Source organism: Thalassotalea insulae, assembly GCF_030161395.1.
Lineage (GTDB): Bacteria > Pseudomonadota > Gammaproteobacteria > Enterobacterales > Alteromonadaceae > Thalassotalea_E > Thalassotalea_E insulae.
In genome coordinates this window covers 988,575-1,005,844 of record NZ_BSST01000001.1, presented here as the reverse complement: position 1 = coordinate 1,005,844, position 17,270 = coordinate 988,575, and the positions used below count along the sequence as shown (strand labels likewise).

Sequence of the window (17,270 nt, the reverse complement as noted above, 5' to 3'; positions counted from 1 at the left end):
AGGGAAATTGTTGATGCATCGTAAGAATATTTTTGTACAAAACAAATTAAGTAAATCTTCCTATTGCAGAGGATTTACGCTAATTGAACTTTTGATCGTCATGGTTATTTTGGGGCTTTTAGCTTCATTAGTTGCGCCAAAAATGTTCGGAAAGATAGGTTCATCTAAACAAAAAACAGCGCAAACACAAATAGAAATGCTATCGACTGCGCTGGATATGTATCGCTTAGATGTTGGTCACTATCCAGATTCATTAAAAGAGTTAAGGCACTCAAATAAGCCAAATTGGCAAGGACCTTATCTGCCTAAAAATATTCCAAATGATCCTTGGGGTAACGCATATGTGTATAAGTTTCCTGGGGATATCACCGACTACGAATTAATGAGCTATGGCAGTGATGGAAAACTTGGTGGTGAAGGTGAAAGCAGTGACATCAGCTACTAGTATTATAAAGTATCTGAATCAGGATTTCGGTGTTCCTAAGAATAAAATTTCAGAAGCTAAACGGTTACAGTCAAGTCTCAGTACTTCTCTAGAGCGTACGTTAGTCTCTATGGGAGAGCTTGATATAAATGTTTTACCTGAACTTTATGCAAAAGTTTATCAAGGAAAGGTTTTACCAACTTCTGCTACTGCTCTAGATAGTGAAAACATTACGTTATTGCTAAATGATAAGTTAAACATTGATTATGTTTTATCGATGGATGCTGTACCAATTGCATTGGATAATAATGAACTTTCAGTCGCTGTTGCAGGAGTTGAACATTGGGAGTTATTTGACTATTTTAGGCTAACTTCTTATGAAATGGTACTAACGTTTTGTACCGAAAAGCAGTTGGCTTTGATAAAAGAAGAGTTTGAGCTAAATTTATTATCTGCAAAGGAAAGTCGCCAAGATGTTGATTTAGTTGGAGAGGGTGAAATAGAGCGCCTAAAAGAACTTGCGCAGGGAGCCCCTACGATTTCATTTGTTAATCAATTAATATCTCATGGTGTGAAGTTAGGTGCCTCTGACTTACATATTGAACCTATTGCAGAACGTTATCGTGCACGTTATCGCGTTGATGGTATCCTGCATGATGCCGATCCTATACCTCAAAATTTACAATTAGCTGTAATTTCACGTATTAAAATTCTTTCTGGGATGGATATAGCGGAAAAGCGTAGGCCTCAAGATGGCAAGATAGAAACTAAAGCAAATAATATTGATTTAGATATCCGTTGCTCTTCTTTACCTTTAGGTCAAGGTGAAAGTATGGTTATGAGATTTCTTATTAAACAGTCTGTGAAATTTGATTTAGCAGCTTTAGGGTATGAAGCTGATCTAGCAAGAAGGGTTGAGCAAGATTTAAAAAAAACAGCTGGAGTTATTTTAATGACTGGCCCTACAGGTTCGGGTAAGACAACCAGTTTGTATTCATATCTTACGCAGTTAAATCGACCAGAGGTTAAGATTATTACTCTTGAAGATCCAATTGAATATCAATTAGATGGGATAAATCAAGTACAGGTAAACAGTGAAATTGGCTATGATTTTGCGAAAGGGCTTAGAAGTATAGTTAGGCAAGATCCTGATGTTATTATGGTGGGGGAGATCCGTGATAATGAAACAGCCCGTATTGCTTTACAATCAGCATTAACAGGTCATTTAGTTTTTAGTACAGTGCATACTAATGATGCAGCTACCGCTTATACTCGCTTATTAGATTTAGGTGTAAAGGAATATTTATTAAACGCTGCTTTAACCTCTATTCTTGCACAGCGTTTAGTACGTCGTTTATGTCAATGTGCATCAAATAAAGATGATACTGAAGCAAGTAACTTGATAGCCCAATATCAATTAAATAAATTAGCAGAGAAGTATAATATTGAAATTATGCATTTGAAAAACTTGGTCGGTTGTGAATCATGTGGGTACACTGGATTTCAGGGGCGGGTAGCTATTTTGGAATATTTACCCTGTGATCATGAAGTTAAACAGCTGCCCAAAGATGAAAATTTCTTTCTTAAAGTTGCTGATTATATGAAGGAAAGTGGTTTACGAACATTGAGAGAAGACGGTTTTTTAAAAGTTATTAAAGGTGAAACGACACTTGAAGAAGTGTTGCGAGTAACAGGATGAGCCAAAAATTTAAATATAAGGCGTTAACCAAAAGTGGAGAGAAAGTTACAGATTTTCTTTTTGCAAGTAACATTGATAAAGCTAGAATAGAGCTTAAGCAAAAAGCTTTAATTGTGTTATCTATCACACCTGAAACAGGAACAAGTTTTACGGGCGGAGAATTTAAAGTTAGTAGTGCTGATCTCGAGCAATCAACGAATCAGCTCGCTACCTTGTTAGAAAATGGATTAAGAATTAACGAAGCGCTTGATATTTTAGTTGATACTGCTCCATCGCAGGGAGCGGCCATTGTTTGGAAGGAGATATATACAAAAGTACAAACTGGTTCGACCCTTCATTCTTCATTAGAAAATTATCCAGAGTACTTTGATGTACTCTATTTAGAGATGGTTAATATTGCTGAAAATACCGGAACTTTACCTCAAGTTTTCCGTAGTTTGTCAGATAATTTGTCATTTCAAAGAGATTTGAAAAATAAATCTATACAAGCATTAATTTATCCGTTGATTATTTTACTTGTTTGCGTGTGTGCTATATTTTCAATTTTTAATTTTGTTGTACCCAATATGGAGAGCGTGTTTACTTCTGCAAAGAACCTGCCTTCATATACTCAATGGCTTTTGAATACAAGTCATTTTGTCAGTGAAAATAATCTATTTATATTGTTTTTTGTCATAGGAGGAGGCGTATTTATTACAATGCTTTGGCGTCAGCCAAAAACTAAGCAAAGTATTTTAAGTACGATAGCGAGTTTTCCATTGCTTGGAAAAATGATACAAAAATCTGAGCAAATACGTTTTTGTTCTGCAATGAGTTTAACATTAGCAAGTGGGCTGAATTTATCTGATTCGTTGGTTTTAAGTATAAAAACATTAACTTCGGAAAAAAATAAAGAGCATTTAGAGCAATCAAGACTTAAAGTAGATTCTGGAAAAACGTTAGCTGATAGTCTTGCTGACAGCCATTTTCTAGATCGAGTTGCGTTGTCGTTGATTAAAGTGGGGGAACAGAGTGGTTCACTCGAACGTTCTTTTAATGAAATCACTCAAAGGGCTAAAACAGATTTTGAATCTTGGATACTGAGGATGACAACTTTACTTGAACCTTTATTAATAATGATGATGGGGGCAATTGTCGGTGGTGTCGTTATTATAATGTTGTTAAGTATTGTTTCTGTAAATGATTTGTCACTTTAAGGATGTAAGTAATAGTGGGTAATGGAAAATATCATTCATCAGGATTTACCTTAATAGAATTAATGATTGTTATGCTACTTTTAGGTGTTACAACAAGTCTAGTCGCCCCTGACTTGTATAATAATCTCCAGCGTTCAAAGTTAAATACAGAAAAGTTAAAAATAAGATTATTGGCTGAACTGAGCGTCGAACATAGTTTTTTTAGTGCGAGTGAATTACAGATTTCCTTTGAAGAAAGGACTATGAGTATTCATCAACTACCTAATGAAAGTAAAAAAAATAAATTGTTAAAGAAGATTAGTAGTAGTTATTTTGACTTTGAAAAAACTGTTATTACTGTTTCTCATGGTAAGTGGTTAGGAGAAAAGGTCGTTAAGTTTAGTCAGCCATTTAGTGAAGAGATTGATTCACTTCGGTTGATCGATTAGGTAGTTACTGCTTTATAGAAGAGTATAAATGATAAAAGCAAAGCGTTTAAGTGGTATGACATTAATAGAAGTTCTGATAGCTTCAGTTATTCTATTTATTGCTATTGGTACTGTTTCAGGGGTGCATAAAGTCTTAAATTACTATCAAAGAATAAACATGCTGGATTATGCTTTATTATTAAATCAATCGTCATTTTTTGACTATTTATCATATTCGTTAGAGCAAAATACTTTATCCGGAAGTTATCAAATAGGAGGTTATCTATTAGTTTGGCAAGCTAATTTGGTTAGCGCGGCTCCTGTTATTAAATCATTTGATCCTGAACTAGGTAATGAGACTGGGTTTAAAAATACGGGAAATGTTTTTTTATATAGTGTTGCATATTACTTTGAGCAATATCCTGACAAAAAGTTTGAAGTAACACAGTTAGTAGTTAAGAAATGATTAAAAACCAGGGATTTAGTTTGTTGGAGGTATTAATTGCTTCAACTATATTTGCTTCCGTGTTAGTCGTCGCCTCTAGCGCTTTTAAGTTTTTTGTTAGTACTGAACAAAGACCGCTTAACAGTGAGTCCGTGATGAAGCAAGCTATGGAGATAATTAAGGTTAGAAATTCAATCAAAGGATTACAACATTATTATTTAAAAAACAAATATGAAGACCTTGCTCTCCCAAAGTTGTTTTTTTTAGGTGAAAATAATGGCTTTACTGGCATATCCAGAGAGGCAATGAATTTTCCATCTCAGCCAACACGAATAAGCGTATCAATCGTGCGAAATAATGAGAATAAAACTAGCTTAAGTTATTGTGAGTTTGACAATAAAACTTATTATCCCGAGTTAGAGATTGAATCTTCATGTGAAAACCCGTTATTAATTGCACAAAATATTAAACAAGCGAAATTTTCATACTTTGGTTGGTCGTCATTGCAAAGTTTATACGGTAATTCAGCTTATTCTCCTTTACTTGAAAGAGAAAAAGAGTGGAGTCCCGTTTGGGATGCTAGAGAAAGAGGTGTTTTGCCTCAGTATATTAAGGTGGAGCTTGAATACGAAATTATAACTGATAGTTATCAGCCGTTGCAGCTTTGGTTTCACATTTCTGATGCAGATCCTGTTAGCTATAGTGTAAATAATCGTAATGAATAAAAATTGTAGAGGCGCAGCGTTAGTTATGGTGCTATTTATTGCTGCTATGTTAGTAAGTATATCTGTTTTACTCATCGCAAAAACTAAACAGCATGTTGAACGAATCAGTATTGCGAAAGAATTCTTACAGGCAGAACGCCAGATTATAAGTGATATAAGTTATTTTATATATATTACTCAAACTTCACCTTACGCAATTTTGGGGGATAGCAATTTAATTGACTACGATAGGAGTACTTTACCAAAGGGAATAAATCTTCAAGGGGTTCCATTTTCATTTCGTAGTTCAGTATTTACAGTTCAGGATATGGGAGGGTTAATATCTATTAATCCTTTAGAACGTGACAGATTAATGAAGTATTTGAGCGAATCCGGCTGGCCAAGTGAGCAGGTTTTTAGCTTTGTTGACGTGTTGGAGGACTGGCAAGATAATGATGACTTTCAACGGATTAACGGTGCTGAAAAACGTAGTTATGGGGTAGTGGGATATCCATTAAATCAATCGATACAGGATGTTAAAGAATTAGGTTTGTTAGAAAATGTAGAACCTACTTTACTGACCAAATTGGCTAATGATAGTAATTTAATTACTTATGGTGCAGGACGACAATCATTAGGTAGTGTGCCTGATAAGCTTTTACCTACATTTTTTGATGAATTTGAAGCAAAAAAAATACAAACAATAAGGAATAAGCAACGACAGGAAGAGACAAAAGTTTTTACAAATGATTACACCAGTGGTAACTGGATTATTAAAGTAAGTACTAGTAATAAGCAAGCTAGATCAAGTAAACTGTTTCATTTATTTCGTCGTTTTGGTGAAGCTCGGCCTTTTGTTATCAGTAACTGGCGAGAATTAGCGAAATAAGTACTGTTAGTACAATTTATATAGAAAAGGTTTTTAGGTGAGTGTTCCTTCATTGTTTTTAGGTCAAACAGGGCTTTATCAATTTATATTTCAACAAAAAGATAAGCGATTCGACAAGCTTAAGTCTAAAGTTAATTTTAGTGGGCTTAAAGAGAAGTTTTTTGTTTCAAGAGATTGTTATTGGGAAAAAGTAGTTTACTATCCGACAGGAAATTTATTTGAGTTATACAAAATAATAAATTCAGAAATTATTGATATATCGCCTATAAATGGAAACACAAGTGCTTATATTATAAATATCTCTGCTCAACGTTCAATAATACTATATTGTTGTTTTACTGTTGAAACTTGTGAGAGAATGAAGCAATTAGGAATATGGTATTTTATTCCGGAAACATTAGCTTATTATCGTGCATTGCATGAAAATATTGGGTGCTACCTCTGTAAAAATTCCTTGTCTCCATTAAATGGTGATAATATTTCTGAGGACATTATTTCAAATGAGGTAGTTATAAAAGTTGAAAATGATGATTTATCGTCACTATCTTTGAATAGTAAAGCTGGCTTGCGAATTGTAGCACCAATATTTGAGTTGAGCTCGGAAATCTTAACAGAAGAACTACGTCATATTATTTGTAAGAGAGGAATGTATGATGTAATTGACTTTAGTGCTCAATTAATTGTCTTAGCTAGAGAAAAAATATCTGGTAAGAAGCCTATACTCAAGAATATATTACTTTTTAGTATTACTGCTTTATTTACTTTTGTATTCGGAAAGTCTGTATTTCTTAATTGGGAGTATGAAAAATTGCAGCAAGAAATATCAGCAAACAGAGACAAAGCAGCAAAAGCAATTCAACTTTCAAATCAATTGAAAAATGCAAAATTAGGATTTGAAAAAATAAATCAAACGATTAATGAACACTCATCAAAAGTAAAAATACTTGAGATCCTTAGTCAAATTAGTAATCAAGATGAAAAGTTAATCTTTCAATCCATTAACATTCTGCCGTCTGAAATTCAACTCCAAGGTATTGCGTTTAGTTCTACTGAATTATTAACGTTATTGTCAAAGGTTAAAGGTTTCAATTCTGTCGCATTTAGTTCACCGCCAGTGGCAATAAAAGAGCAAGGCGAGCGTTTTAATATTAGTTTACTTTATGACGAAAAAATTTACGTGGATACGTATAGGAAATAGGTCATATGAAACATAGAAAATTGTATTTGAATGCCCTATTGGTTCTATTAGTTATTAAGTTTATTGTTTTTCCCTGGATAGATTGGGTCGAAGAAAAAGAGTTTGCCGTATCTCAGTTAGTTTCTTTTTATGAAAAGCAAGAGTTTGCAATTAATAATGAAAAGGCTATTCAGGCTCATTTAGACAATGTAGAAACAGCTCTAAGTACATTAAAAAAACCGATGGAGTTGCTCGATAAAGAAAAAAGTGCAAATACTTTATGGTTTAAATTAATTGACTCCTTAAAGTCCAAAAACGTTAAAATATATAATCAAAAAGTTGAAATTGAAAATTTACTTACTGCTGATGTGGGATATGTAACTGGACGTTTTTTTATCTCTGGAGATGCAACGGAAGTAGTAAAATCGATTCTGCATTTAGAGAGTAACGCACCATACGTTTTTTTAGAACAAGTAAACTTAAATGCCTTAAAAGGCGCTAAAAGTGGGGAGTTGGTTGCTCAGTTATATGTTGGCTATTGGTTTACTCATAGCAAAGAGAGTACACAATGATTAAGAGTAAAGAGCAAGTTTACTTTTTAGTGGCGGGAGTATTTTTAGGTATTATTAGCACTATTGTAAACTTTACTATGTTGCGAGTCGAAGAAGTTAAAGAAGATAGCAACTTGCTTGCTAACGATAATAATTTGCTTATTAGCCAGTATTTAGTCAGTCATAGTGATATAAAAATGGACAAACTTCTAGCATTGTTTGGTTTAAACAAGGCCCCAAAAAAGCAATTACCTGAGGATGGCGGTCTTTTGTTATCTGAAAATATTACGGTGAGGATAGTGGCACAGGCAAAAATTAAGAATGAGTTACATACCATTTTAGAAGCGGTCTCACCAAAGGAAGTAAAGTACTTTACAGTGAAAGTTGGGACTGTGATAGAAGGAATGACAATAAAGAATATTTCATCGAAGCAATTGGTTGTGGAACATAAGAATGAACAATACATTGTTAAAATCTTCCACCCTAAAGAACTTAACCTAAATAAAATAGAATCAAATAATGATATTCAGTAACAATCCCATTATATGTCGTTTATTTTTAGCGACTTTATCATTTGTAGTCGTGAGCTGTAGCTCTACGTCTCAAGTGGAACAAAATAAGAGCCGAAGTGATAAGGATAACTTTACTATTGAAGACTCTATCATTGCTTCAAAATTAGATGAAAAAGAAAACTTATCCAGAGAGTTAGTTGCTATGGATAGCGAAGCAGTCGTAAAAACCAAGTCTTCTGAAATAATTTCAAATATTTCTGGTTTTGGTATTTTGGAGCAAACGGCAAAAATCCCCCCCATTTTTGATAATAGTGAAAAAGTAACAATTAGTGTAGATAAAATGTCCATTGTTGATTTTATTCATTATGTATTTGATGATTTATTGGCGCTGAATTATGTTATTTCTTCTAAAGTGGGAGGGAATAAAAATAAAGTTTCATTGAGTTTAACTGACAGTGTCTCTAAGGAGATACTGTATTCTACTGCTAAAGAGCTTTTGGAAGATAATGATATTGCTATGTTACGTAAGGATAATATTATTTATTTTCAAAAAAAGCTTAAAGATAAACGTTATCAAAGTGCATCGGTAGGAATAGGTCGGACACAAGCAGATATACCCTCTAGTACTGGAGAAATAGTTCAAATTATACCTTATACCTATACTAATAGTCGAAGTCTCGCTAGTGTCGTCAAAAAACTCACTGGAATAGAAGTGAAAATTGATGCGAAGCGCAAGATGGTTATGGTTGAAGGTAGTGCCAATGATATCATCGAAGTGATGCGTGTTTTACAAATGCTGGATGTTCCTAGTTCTATTGGAAAAGAGATCCGATTAATTAAGTTAGCTTATATTGCTCCGGACAGTTTAGTCGAGAAGCTTAAGGAATTACTTGAGAATGATGGTTATCTTGTAGGGAAAGATAATGACATTACTTTTGTCTCCGTTCCAAGGTTAGGAGGTGTTGTTGTATATGGTGCGAGCAAAGAAGCGGTTGAACGTGTTGAGTTATGGACTGAAAAATTAGATATTGCAGTTGCTGGAAATGAACCTAGATTTTATATCTATCGCCCACAATTTAATAAAGCTGTAGACCTTCAAGCATCTATAGGTGGGATGATTTCGGCTATTTTAAATGAAACTTCTCACGAGCAAAACTCTATTTCTCCGTCTAGTAATTCTGAAGTGAAAAATGTGTCGAGTAGTAAAGGAGTTTCTACATCGACTATGTCGGTAGATCCTGTACAAAATTCACTGATTTTTTATACCACTGCTGATAAGTATCGAAAAATAATTCAATTGCTAGAAAAGCTGGATAAACTTCCAGGTCAAGTTATTTTGGATATCGCTATTGCTGAAGTAACGTTAGGCGATAATGTTTCCTCGGGAATTGATTGGTTTTATAATTCTAATGGTGAGAGCTCACCAGGAGTAGCTCGAGGTGGGAAAGAGTTTTCTGCTGTGTTGAATGATACGGGAAGTCTTATCCTTGATGGGATAAATGGGGATTGGCGAAGTGCGATTAATTTTATAGCGTCTAAGTCGGATGTTAGAGTGTTGGCAAAGCCATTTTTAATCGTGAAAGATGGGGAAAGTGCAAGTATTAATTCTGGTGACCAAATCCCTACACTTACCCAAACAAGTACCAGTGATACAGACAGGGTGACTAATTCTGTTCAGTATATTAGCACGGGTATTCAAGTGTCTGTGACACCAACAATTAATGCCAAGGGGTTAATAAACCTGGCTGTTACTATGTCTAGTAGTTCTTCAACACCCAATGATGAGCTAACACCAACAATAACGAATAGAACTATAAATACCAATATTTTTAGTGCCGATGGTCAAACGGTAGCTTTAGGTGGACTTATTAGTGAAAAATTAGTAGATGAAGATAATCATGTCCCTCTATTAGGTAGTATTCCTTTGCTTGGAAAAGCATTTTCTTCTACTTCTAATAAATATTCAAGAACAGAATTAATCATGCTTATCACCACTAAGGTGGTCAAAAATGTGAATGAAGTCGATGAATTTAAAGATAAGGTTTTTGACTTGTTTAGTTTTCCATCGTCTAATTAATCCGAACGAGCTTTAGGTCAATACTTATTATGTATTCAAATACTACTATTATACTGATTGATTTAATAATGGATAAAGCGTGAGTAATTAAATTTTGCCTTTTTTATGCAATATTAAAGAAAGTGCTATAGTTCGTAGCATTCTAGTATTAGTTGGAGGAACAGCGGGTGCACAGGCCGTAACTTTCTTGCTGTCACCTATTATTACCCGCTTGTATACCCCAGAAGCTTTGGGAATTTTTGGGAGTTTTATTGCTATAGTTGCCGTTTTGTTACCTATAGCCGCATTTAGTTTACCAATTGCAATTGTTTTACCAGAAAAGAATGAAGAAGCTAGAAAAATTGCCAAGCTCGCAACATTTATTAGTGTATTTTTCTCAATTGCTTTGGCTATATTTTTTATTATTTTTAAAAGTCAACTTGCTGTATTTTTTAAGACAAATGAAGATAGTTCGTTATTATTAATATTACTTATTTCATTAGCTGTGTTATTGGGCACTATTCTAGCTATTTGTTCACAATGGCTCATTAGAAATAAACTATTTATGATTAGTGCAAAAACAATGATGTTGCACTCGATAATATCTAATACTTTGAAAGTCATAATTGGCTTATTAAGCCCTACAGGTAAAGCTCTTATCATATTAAATGTTTTTGGCACATTGCTCCATTCAATATTACTTATAGCTTTTGTAAAAAAAAACAAGAAAAATGGTGCAGCCGCTATCCCTATCGGCGCATATTTTGATGTAAAATTATTGAAAAAGTATAAAGCCTTTGTTGTCTACAGAGGGCCACAAGGTGTATTGGCCAATATAAATCAGAACATTCCTATTATCTTACTTGCTAGTTTCTATAGTCCTGCGGTAACTGGGATATATGTACTTTGTAGAACTGTTTTAATTTTACCGATAACTTTAATCGCAAAATCGGTTAATGATGTTATCTACCCTCAAATAAATAAAGCATATCTTCAATATAAACCGATTGTACCTTTACTTAAAAGTACTACAATGGGTTTAGCTGTATTAGCTCTTCCTCCTTTATTGTTGTTTATCATAACTGGCCCACAGTTATTTGCATTTGTTTTTGGTGAAAACTGGCAGCAGTCTGGAGAGTTTTCACAATGGCTTACCATTTGGTTTTATTTTAACTTTATTAATAGAGCATGTGTTGCAGCTATTCCTGTGTTAAAATTAGAGGCTTTTCTGTTAGGGAACAGTATATTAAATTTCTTATTATCTATTTTAGGTTTTTTCTTAGGTAATTTTCTGTTTTCTGAGGAAATTTACGCAATAGCGTTATATAGTTTACTTGGTATCATCCCACAAGTTTTTCTTATTATATATGTTTTTATTTCAGCCTTAAAACACGATAGGCTGCTGGGTGAATAGTTTTCATCTGAGAGGTTAAGTTTTGAAAAAGATAGTTTTATACGGTGCTTTTGATAGGTATAATTACGGCGACAATATTATGCCAATGTTATTTGATGCTTTTATAAATAAGTATCAATCAGGGCTGCTCGAAAGTTACAAGCTCGATTATGCATCAATTAGTGATTCAAATTTAGAAAAATATCATTGTTACAAGTCAAAAAGTATTAATGCTTTAACTGATGAATTGGAGGAAGGTTCGGCTATTATAGTTATTGGTGGCGAGGTTTTATGTGCTAGAAGTCATGCATTATTCATGCATATGCAAACTAGCTGGACGCATAATTTCTTGTTAAAGGTGTTTCGTAAGTTGTGCCCTTCATTATTTTATAGTTTTGCCAAGCTTCAATATTCTACTCGTTGGGAGTTTCCTTATTTACCATCGCAAGAAGCTTTCCGAAATAAAATAAAAGTTATATATAATACGGTGGGTGGAGATCTTCAAAACCTTAGTAATGTAGAATTAAAAGATGTTGTTCGGAGGTTGAATAGTTCAGATTATCTTTCAGTACGAGATATAAGAACAGAAAAAGAGTTAAGTCAGCTAAATATTCAAACGCATTTATCACCTGACTCAGCTTATATCATGTCTGATTTGTTTACAGATGGTGAGTTAGTTAGCAAAGTAAAAAATGAGTTGATAGTTTGTACGGCAAGTGAGTATATTGTTTTTCAGGCTGCACCTGCGAAAGTGGCATGCGATATAGAAACTTTAAGCACCATAATTTCAAATCTTTATCAAGAAACGAATAAAAAAGTGCTTTTACTTCCTATTGGCTATGCTTCTGGCCATGATGATTATTATCTACTTAAAAAAATTAATGCTGTATTAACTAAAGAAACAATCCTAGTACATGATTTGAATGTATGGGAAATCATGTATGTTATTAAACATGCAAGTATGTTTTTTGGCACAAGCTTACATGGGGTTATTACTGCAATGTCGTATGGAGTTCCCCATTTCGGTATAAATCCTAATATTACTAAGTTGAATGCCTTTCTATCAGATTGGAGTGTTGCACCATTTAATAAGTGTTATCCAGTTGAGAATTTGTTAGATTTACCGTCATTAATAAATAGTCAATCTATTAATGAATTAGCTCGAAAAACGAGTGAAAATATTAAGAAGGTTAAAGAAAATAACCTGAGAATATTAGAGACTATTTGTAATGATTTATAGATTTATAAGTTGGCTTGTTTAGATTAAATAGATACTAATGAAAAATGGTAGAATGGATATATCGATAGCTTTAGCCACTTTTAATGGTGAAGCCTATATTAGGCAACAATTGCTAAGTATTGTTGAACAAAATGTTAAACCTGATGAAATTGTTGTTTGTGATGATAATTCTGCAGATAAGACAGTTGAAATAGTTCTGTCAATAGCTAAAAAGTTCAAAGATATTAATTTTATTGTTAGAGTAAATGAAACTAATCTGGGGTATAGCCAAAACTTTAGTAAAGCCTTAGAGCTTTGTAGTGGAGAAATTATTTTTCTAGCTGATCAAGATGATGTCTGGTATGAAAATAAAATAGAACACATTATTCGTCTATTTCAAAATCATCAGGAGAAAAGTTTAATAATTCATGATTTGATGTTTTGCGACGGTTTGCTAACTCAGCAAGGTCAAACGAAATTGCAGAGGTTAAAAAAAGTATCAAACCCTATGGATACATATGTTGTTGGTATGGCTACAGCTGTTAGGCGTGATTTTTTGCAACTATGCTTACCAATACCTGATTTTAGTTTTATAAGTCACGATGCCTGGTTGCATCATTGTGCGGCTATATATAACCAGAAACTAATATTAGATGAAGTACTCGCTGATTATCGAAGGCATGAGAATAATGCTACTAAAGAAGTTTCAATAAACTCAGCAAATAAGATGGGGCCTTTAGATTATTTCTATTTAAAATTAGATAAGCGTCAGCAGCAATTAAATTTAAATAAGCGTAAACAGTTTGTTTCTGTTTTATTGCAATGGTTAAATCAAAATAATGCAGAAGTTATTAAAAATTGTATTTTGGATGAAAAATATGTTTTAACTGAAATTGCAAAACTTAATGATGAAATAGTGCATTTAAATTTTAGACTATTCGCACTTAAACAAAATTTTTTATATAAAAATTTATTGATATTTTCTAATTACTTTCATGGAAGATATAAGCATTTTAACGGCATAAAAAGCGCCTTCAAAGATATTTTATAAAGCGAATTAAAAGAGTTACCCAAGCGAATTAATTCAGATTAATCTCCAGGGTAACTATTACTTTTTAATTGTTTTTCTAATTAGTTCTGAACAAAATATAGGCAAATCAACTGTCGGCTTCCTTAGTAGAAGCAAGCCTTTTAATACATTTGTTAAGCTCAATTGTCCAGTGGTTAGAATTTAATATATCGTAAGACGTATTTGCATTTAGTAGGCTAAAATGAGGCCTTGGTGCTGGTGTAGGGTAATCTTTTGTCGGTATTGGTTGTATGGGAATCTTTGTTTCTAATACTCCGTATTGATACGCTATATTTTGGATAGCAACTGCAAAATCATACCAAGAAGCTACACCTTTATCACTCCAGTGATAGATACTTTTTAATTGCTTAACTTGAGTTAATTTCCAAATAAACCGAGCTAGTCCGTTAGCGTTAGTTGGACAGCCTATTTGATCTGAAACAACACTTAATGATTCTTTTTCTTGCATTAAGCGGAGCATAGTTTTTAAAAAATTATTGCCAGATACCGAATATAACCAAGAAGTTCGTATGACTGAACTGTTTGTTGGGTGACATTTTTTTACAGATAATTCTCCTGCAAATTTAGATTTTCCATAAATACTTTTAGGGTTTGCTTTATCTTCAGGAGTGTATGCGATGTTATTGGAACCATCGAATACAAAGTCAGTTGAAACATGTAAAAATCGAGCATTAACTTTTTCACTATAAATGCTCATGTTTTCTACCGCTAACTGATTAACTGCATACGCTTGTTGATGTTCCGACTCAGCTTTGTCAACTGCAGTATAAGCTGAAGCGTTAATGATAACGTCAACCGGAAAATTAGCTAGTGACTTCTCTATAGCATCAAGCGAAAGGATATTTGTTTCTTCTCTACCTAGAAAAAGTAAATTTACATTTGAAGGGGCCTCAAAAACTAGTTCTTTTGCTAATTGCCCATTTTTACCAAAGACTACGATATTCATATGATACTAATTGATTATATGAGATTGTCATTGTTACCAAGACGTTCTCGTTGATAACTGCCATCTTGAACATGACGACACCAGTCTAAGTTATTAAGGTACCATTTTATTGTTTTTAATATACCAGACTCAAAGCTTTCTCTTGGTGACCATCCTAACTCTTCATTAATTTTAGTTGCATCTATTGCATATCTAACATCATGACCTGGTCTGTCATTTACATAAGTTATTAGCGTTTTAAAATCTGTTAGGTTATTGGGTTTATCTTTAATTAACGTATTTAGGTGATCACAAATTATATTGATAACTTCAATGTTCTGCTTTTCATTGAAGCCACCTATGTTATAGGTACTGCCAACTTTTCCATCTGTCACAACTTTATAAAGAGCGCGAGCATGATCCTCAACAAAAAGCCAATCTCTCACCTGTTCGCCATTTCCATAAACAGGTAAATTTTTGCCTTCCAAGGCATTCAGAATAATTAGAGGAATTAATTTTTCAGGGAAATGAAACGGGCCATAATTATTTGAACAGTTAGTTATTACAACCGGTAAGTTATAGGTTCTGTGCCAGGCCCTTACTAAATGATCGGAAGCTGCTTTTGATGCAGAGTAAGGAGAGCTTGGATCGTAAGGTGTTGTTTCTGTGAATAGCCCTGTTTCACCTAAGTCTCCATAAACTTCATCTGTAGATATATGGTGGAATTTAAAAGCATTTCGTTTACTTTTGGGTAATTGAATGTAATAGTTTTTGGCCGCTTCAAGCATATAATACGTACCTATCACGTTTGTTTGAATAAACTCACTAGGACCATCAATTGAACGATCAACGTGACTTTCTGCTGCTAGGTGCATTATATAATTAGGTTGATATTGAGCTAAAAGTTCAGCTATTTTATTTTGTTCACAAATGTCAGCTTTGATAAAGTGATACCGCTTATTTTTTTCTACTGATTTGAGAGATTCTAAATTACCAGCGTAAGTTAGTTTATCAACATTGATAATTGTATGTGTAGTTTCATTTATTAAGTAACGGATTAGGGCGGAGCCAATAAAACCAGCTCCACCTGTAACTAATATTGTTTGATTCATAATAAGTTTTTTCTATACGTCATTAGTAATTAATGAATACTCTACTTATAGTATTCGGCATCTTTAAATAACTCACCTATTTGATCTTTTGCTGACAAAATGGGTGGGGTTGATTGTTTTATTGGCCAATTAATATTCAGCTCTTGGTCATTCCACAAAATGCTTCTTTCATATTCAGGTGCATAATAATCGGTACATTTGTAAACAAACTCAGCAGACTGAGAAGTTACATAAAAACCATGGGCAAAGCCTTCTGGTACCCATAGTTGTCGCTTGTTTTCAGCAGATAATAAGGTTCCAAACCATTGGCCGAAACTAGGGCTTGATTGCCTTAAGTCAATAGCAACATCATATACTTCACCACTTATGACCCTCACAAGCTTGCCTTGAGTATTTTTAATTTGATAATGCATACCCCGCAATATTCCTTTGGAAGATTTACTATGGTTATCTTGCACAAAGGATACGTCTGCAACATTTTTTTTAAACCATTCTGCACGAAAAGTTTCTAAAAAAAAGCCTCTATCATCTCCAAATATTTTAGGCTCCAATATTTTTACATCGGCAATATTTGTGTCGATAATTTTCATTAAAATACTCTTTCATTAATTAGCTGTAATAAATATTCACCATAACCACTTTTTCGTAATGGCTCTGCAATTTGAATTAATTGCTCTTTAGTTATCCACCCATTTCGAAAAGCTATTTCTTCAGGACAATTGATTTTTAGTCCTTGGCGCTTCTCTATTGTTGCAATAAATTGTGCGGCAGCCAGAAGATCATCATGCGTACCCGTATCTAACCAAGCTGTGCCTCGTCCCATGATTTCTACATTGAGTTCGTTAAGCTTTAAGTATTGCTCGATAATATCAGTAATCTCTAGCTCTCCGCGTAAAGAAGGAGTGACATTTTTTGCAATATCAACAACTTTACTGTCAAAAAAATAGAGACCAGGTACTGCGTAATTTGATTTTGGACTTTGCGGTTTCTCTTCTATTGATATCGCTTTTCCTGATTTGTTAAACTCAACAACACCGTATGCGCTAGGCTTAGAAACATGATAACCGAATATGGTACCGCCTGAAGATTGATTATTTGCGTTTTGTAATGCTTTAGTTAGATCATGTCCATAAAACATGTTGTCGCCAAGTATTAGTGCTGCAGGTTGTCCCGCTAGAAATTTTTCTGCAATTAAAAATGCTTGGGCTAAGCCTTCAGGACTTTCTTGTATTGCATAACTAATACTGATACCGAAGTTCTTTCCGTTTCCAAGTAAATTTTCGAATCTATGTATTTCGTCGGGCGTTGATATTAGCAAAACATCTCTTATTCCCGCTTGCATTAAAGTTGCTAGGGGATAATAAACCATTGGCTTATCATAAACAGGCATTAATTGTTTACTAACAACTTTTGTAAGTGGGTACAGGCGTGTGCCGCTACCACCAGCTAAAATTATTCCTTTGTGCATTGT

18 protein-coding genes are annotated in these 17,270 nt (G+C 33.7%); 14 read left to right on the top strand and 4 right to left on the bottom strand.

Annotated elements, in window-relative coordinates:
* The first annotated feature begins 13 nt into the window (after positions 1 to 13).
* The 14 genes from gspG (at position 14) to QQK06_RS04605 (ending at position 13,723) form a co-directional block, all read left to right on the top strand.
* A complete protein-coding gene (gene gspG, locus QQK06_RS04670; RefSeq protein ID WP_284243463.1) occupies positions 14 to 445 on the top strand; it encodes a type II secretion system major pseudopilin GspG in 432 nt (143 codons plus the stop codon).
* Complete coding sequence (locus QQK06_RS04665; RefSeq protein ID WP_284243462.1) at positions 429 to 2,123, top strand: GspE/PulE family protein; 1,695 nt, start codon at positions 429 to 431, stop codon at positions 2,121 to 2,123. The genes gspG and QQK06_RS04665 overlap by 17 nt, the downstream gene beginning before the upstream one ends.
* A complete protein-coding gene (locus QQK06_RS04660; RefSeq protein ID WP_284243461.1) occupies positions 2,120 to 3,319 on the top strand; it encodes a type II secretion system F family protein in 1,200 nt (399 codons plus the stop codon). Before QQK06_RS04665 ends, QQK06_RS04660 begins: the two co-directional genes overlap by 4 nt.
* A 14-nt stretch (positions 3,320 to 3,333) precedes the next feature.
* Positions 3,334 to 3,747, top strand: coding sequence for a pilus assembly FimT family protein (locus QQK06_RS04655; RefSeq protein WP_284243459.1), 414 nt, complete (start codon positions 3,334 to 3,336; stop codon positions 3,745 to 3,747).
* A 28-nt stretch (positions 3,748 to 3,775) separates the two neighbouring features.
* Positions 3,776 to 4,192 carry a type IV pilus modification PilV family protein gene (locus QQK06_RS04650; RefSeq protein WP_284243458.1) on the top strand — a complete coding sequence of 139 codons (417 nt, stop codon included), beginning with the start codon at positions 3,776 to 3,778 and terminating at the stop codon, positions 4,190 to 4,192.
* A complete protein-coding gene (locus tag QQK06_RS04645) occupies positions 4,189 to 4,896 on the top strand; it encodes a PulJ/GspJ family protein (RefSeq protein WP_284243457.1) in 708 nt (235 codons plus the stop codon). Before QQK06_RS04650 ends, QQK06_RS04645 begins: the two co-directional genes overlap by 4 nt.
* A complete protein-coding gene (locus QQK06_RS04640) occupies positions 4,889 to 5,764 on the top strand; it encodes a type II secretion system protein GspK (protein WP_284243456.1) in 876 nt (291 codons plus the stop codon). Before QQK06_RS04645 ends, QQK06_RS04640 begins: the two co-directional genes overlap by 8 nt.
* A gap of 37 nt (positions 5,765 to 5,801) precedes the next feature.
* Positions 5,802 to 6,962: a hypothetical protein gene (locus tag QQK06_RS04635; RefSeq protein ID WP_284243455.1), complete on the top strand. Its 1,161-nt coding sequence runs from the start codon at positions 5,802 to 5,804 to the stop codon at positions 6,960 to 6,962.
* Positions 6,963 to 6,967: 5 nt separating this feature from the next.
* The gene (locus QQK06_RS04630) at positions 6,968 to 7,513 is read left to right on the top strand and encodes a hypothetical protein (protein WP_284243454.1); all 546 of its coding nucleotides are present in this window, start codon (positions 6,968 to 6,970) and stop codon (positions 7,511 to 7,513) included.
* Positions 7,510 to 8,025 carry a hypothetical protein gene (locus tag QQK06_RS04625; protein ID WP_284243453.1) on the top strand — a complete coding sequence of 172 codons (516 nt, stop codon included), beginning with the start codon at positions 7,510 to 7,512 and terminating at the stop codon, positions 8,023 to 8,025. Before QQK06_RS04630 ends, QQK06_RS04625 begins: the two co-directional genes overlap by 4 nt.
* Before the next feature lie 73 nt (positions 8,026 to 8,098).
* Positions 8,099 to 10,081: a type II secretion system protein D gene (locus tag QQK06_RS04620; protein WP_284243452.1), complete on the top strand. Its 1,983-nt coding sequence runs from the start codon at positions 8,099 to 8,101 to the stop codon at positions 10,079 to 10,081.
* Positions 10,082 to 10,175: 94 nt separating this feature from the next.
* Positions 10,176 to 11,474, top strand: a complete 1,299-nt coding sequence (locus QQK06_RS04615) for a lipopolysaccharide biosynthesis protein (RefSeq protein WP_284243451.1) — start codon at positions 10,176 to 10,178, stop codon at positions 11,472 to 11,474.
* Positions 11,475 to 11,496: 22 nt separating this feature from the next.
* Positions 11,497 to 12,693 carry a polysaccharide pyruvyl transferase family protein gene (locus tag QQK06_RS04610; protein ID WP_284243450.1) on the top strand — a complete coding sequence of 399 codons (1,197 nt, stop codon included), beginning with the start codon at positions 11,497 to 11,499 and terminating at the stop codon, positions 12,691 to 12,693.
* A gap of 37 nt (positions 12,694 to 12,730) precedes the next feature.
* Positions 12,731 to 13,723, top strand: a complete 993-nt coding sequence (locus QQK06_RS04605; RefSeq protein WP_284243449.1) for a glycosyltransferase — start codon at positions 12,731 to 12,733, stop codon at positions 13,721 to 13,723.
* Positions 13,724 to 13,829: 106 nt separating this feature from the next.
* On the opposite strand, the gene rfbD is transcribed toward QQK06_RS04605, so the two are convergent.
* Genes rfbD through rfbA form a run of 4 tightly spaced genes read right to left on the bottom strand, consistent with a single transcriptional unit; the run spans position 13,830 to position 17,267 of the window.
* Positions 13,830 to 14,708 carry a dTDP-4-dehydrorhamnose reductase gene (gene rfbD, locus QQK06_RS04600; RefSeq protein WP_284243448.1) on the bottom strand — a complete coding sequence of 293 codons (879 nt, stop codon included), beginning with the start codon at positions 14,706 to 14,708 and terminating at the stop codon, positions 13,830 to 13,832.
* A 14-nt stretch (positions 14,709 to 14,722) separates the two neighbouring features.
* Positions 14,723 to 15,799 carry a dTDP-glucose 4,6-dehydratase gene (gene rfbB, locus QQK06_RS04595; protein WP_284243447.1) on the bottom strand — a complete coding sequence of 359 codons (1,077 nt, stop codon included), beginning with the start codon at positions 15,797 to 15,799 and terminating at the stop codon, positions 14,723 to 14,725.
* Positions 15,800 to 15,840: 41 nt separating this feature from the next.
* Positions 15,841 to 16,389 carry a dTDP-4-dehydrorhamnose 3,5-epimerase gene (rfbC, locus tag QQK06_RS04590; protein ID WP_284243446.1) on the bottom strand — a complete coding sequence of 183 codons (549 nt, stop codon included), beginning with the start codon at positions 16,387 to 16,389 and terminating at the stop codon, positions 15,841 to 15,843.
* Entirely contained in the window at positions 16,389 to 17,267 is an 879-nt protein-coding gene (rfbA, locus tag QQK06_RS04585) for a glucose-1-phosphate thymidylyltransferase RfbA (protein ID WP_284243445.1), read from the bottom strand. The genes rfbC and rfbA overlap by 1 nt, the downstream gene beginning before the upstream one ends.
* Positions 17,268 to 17,270 lie beyond the last annotated feature (3 nt).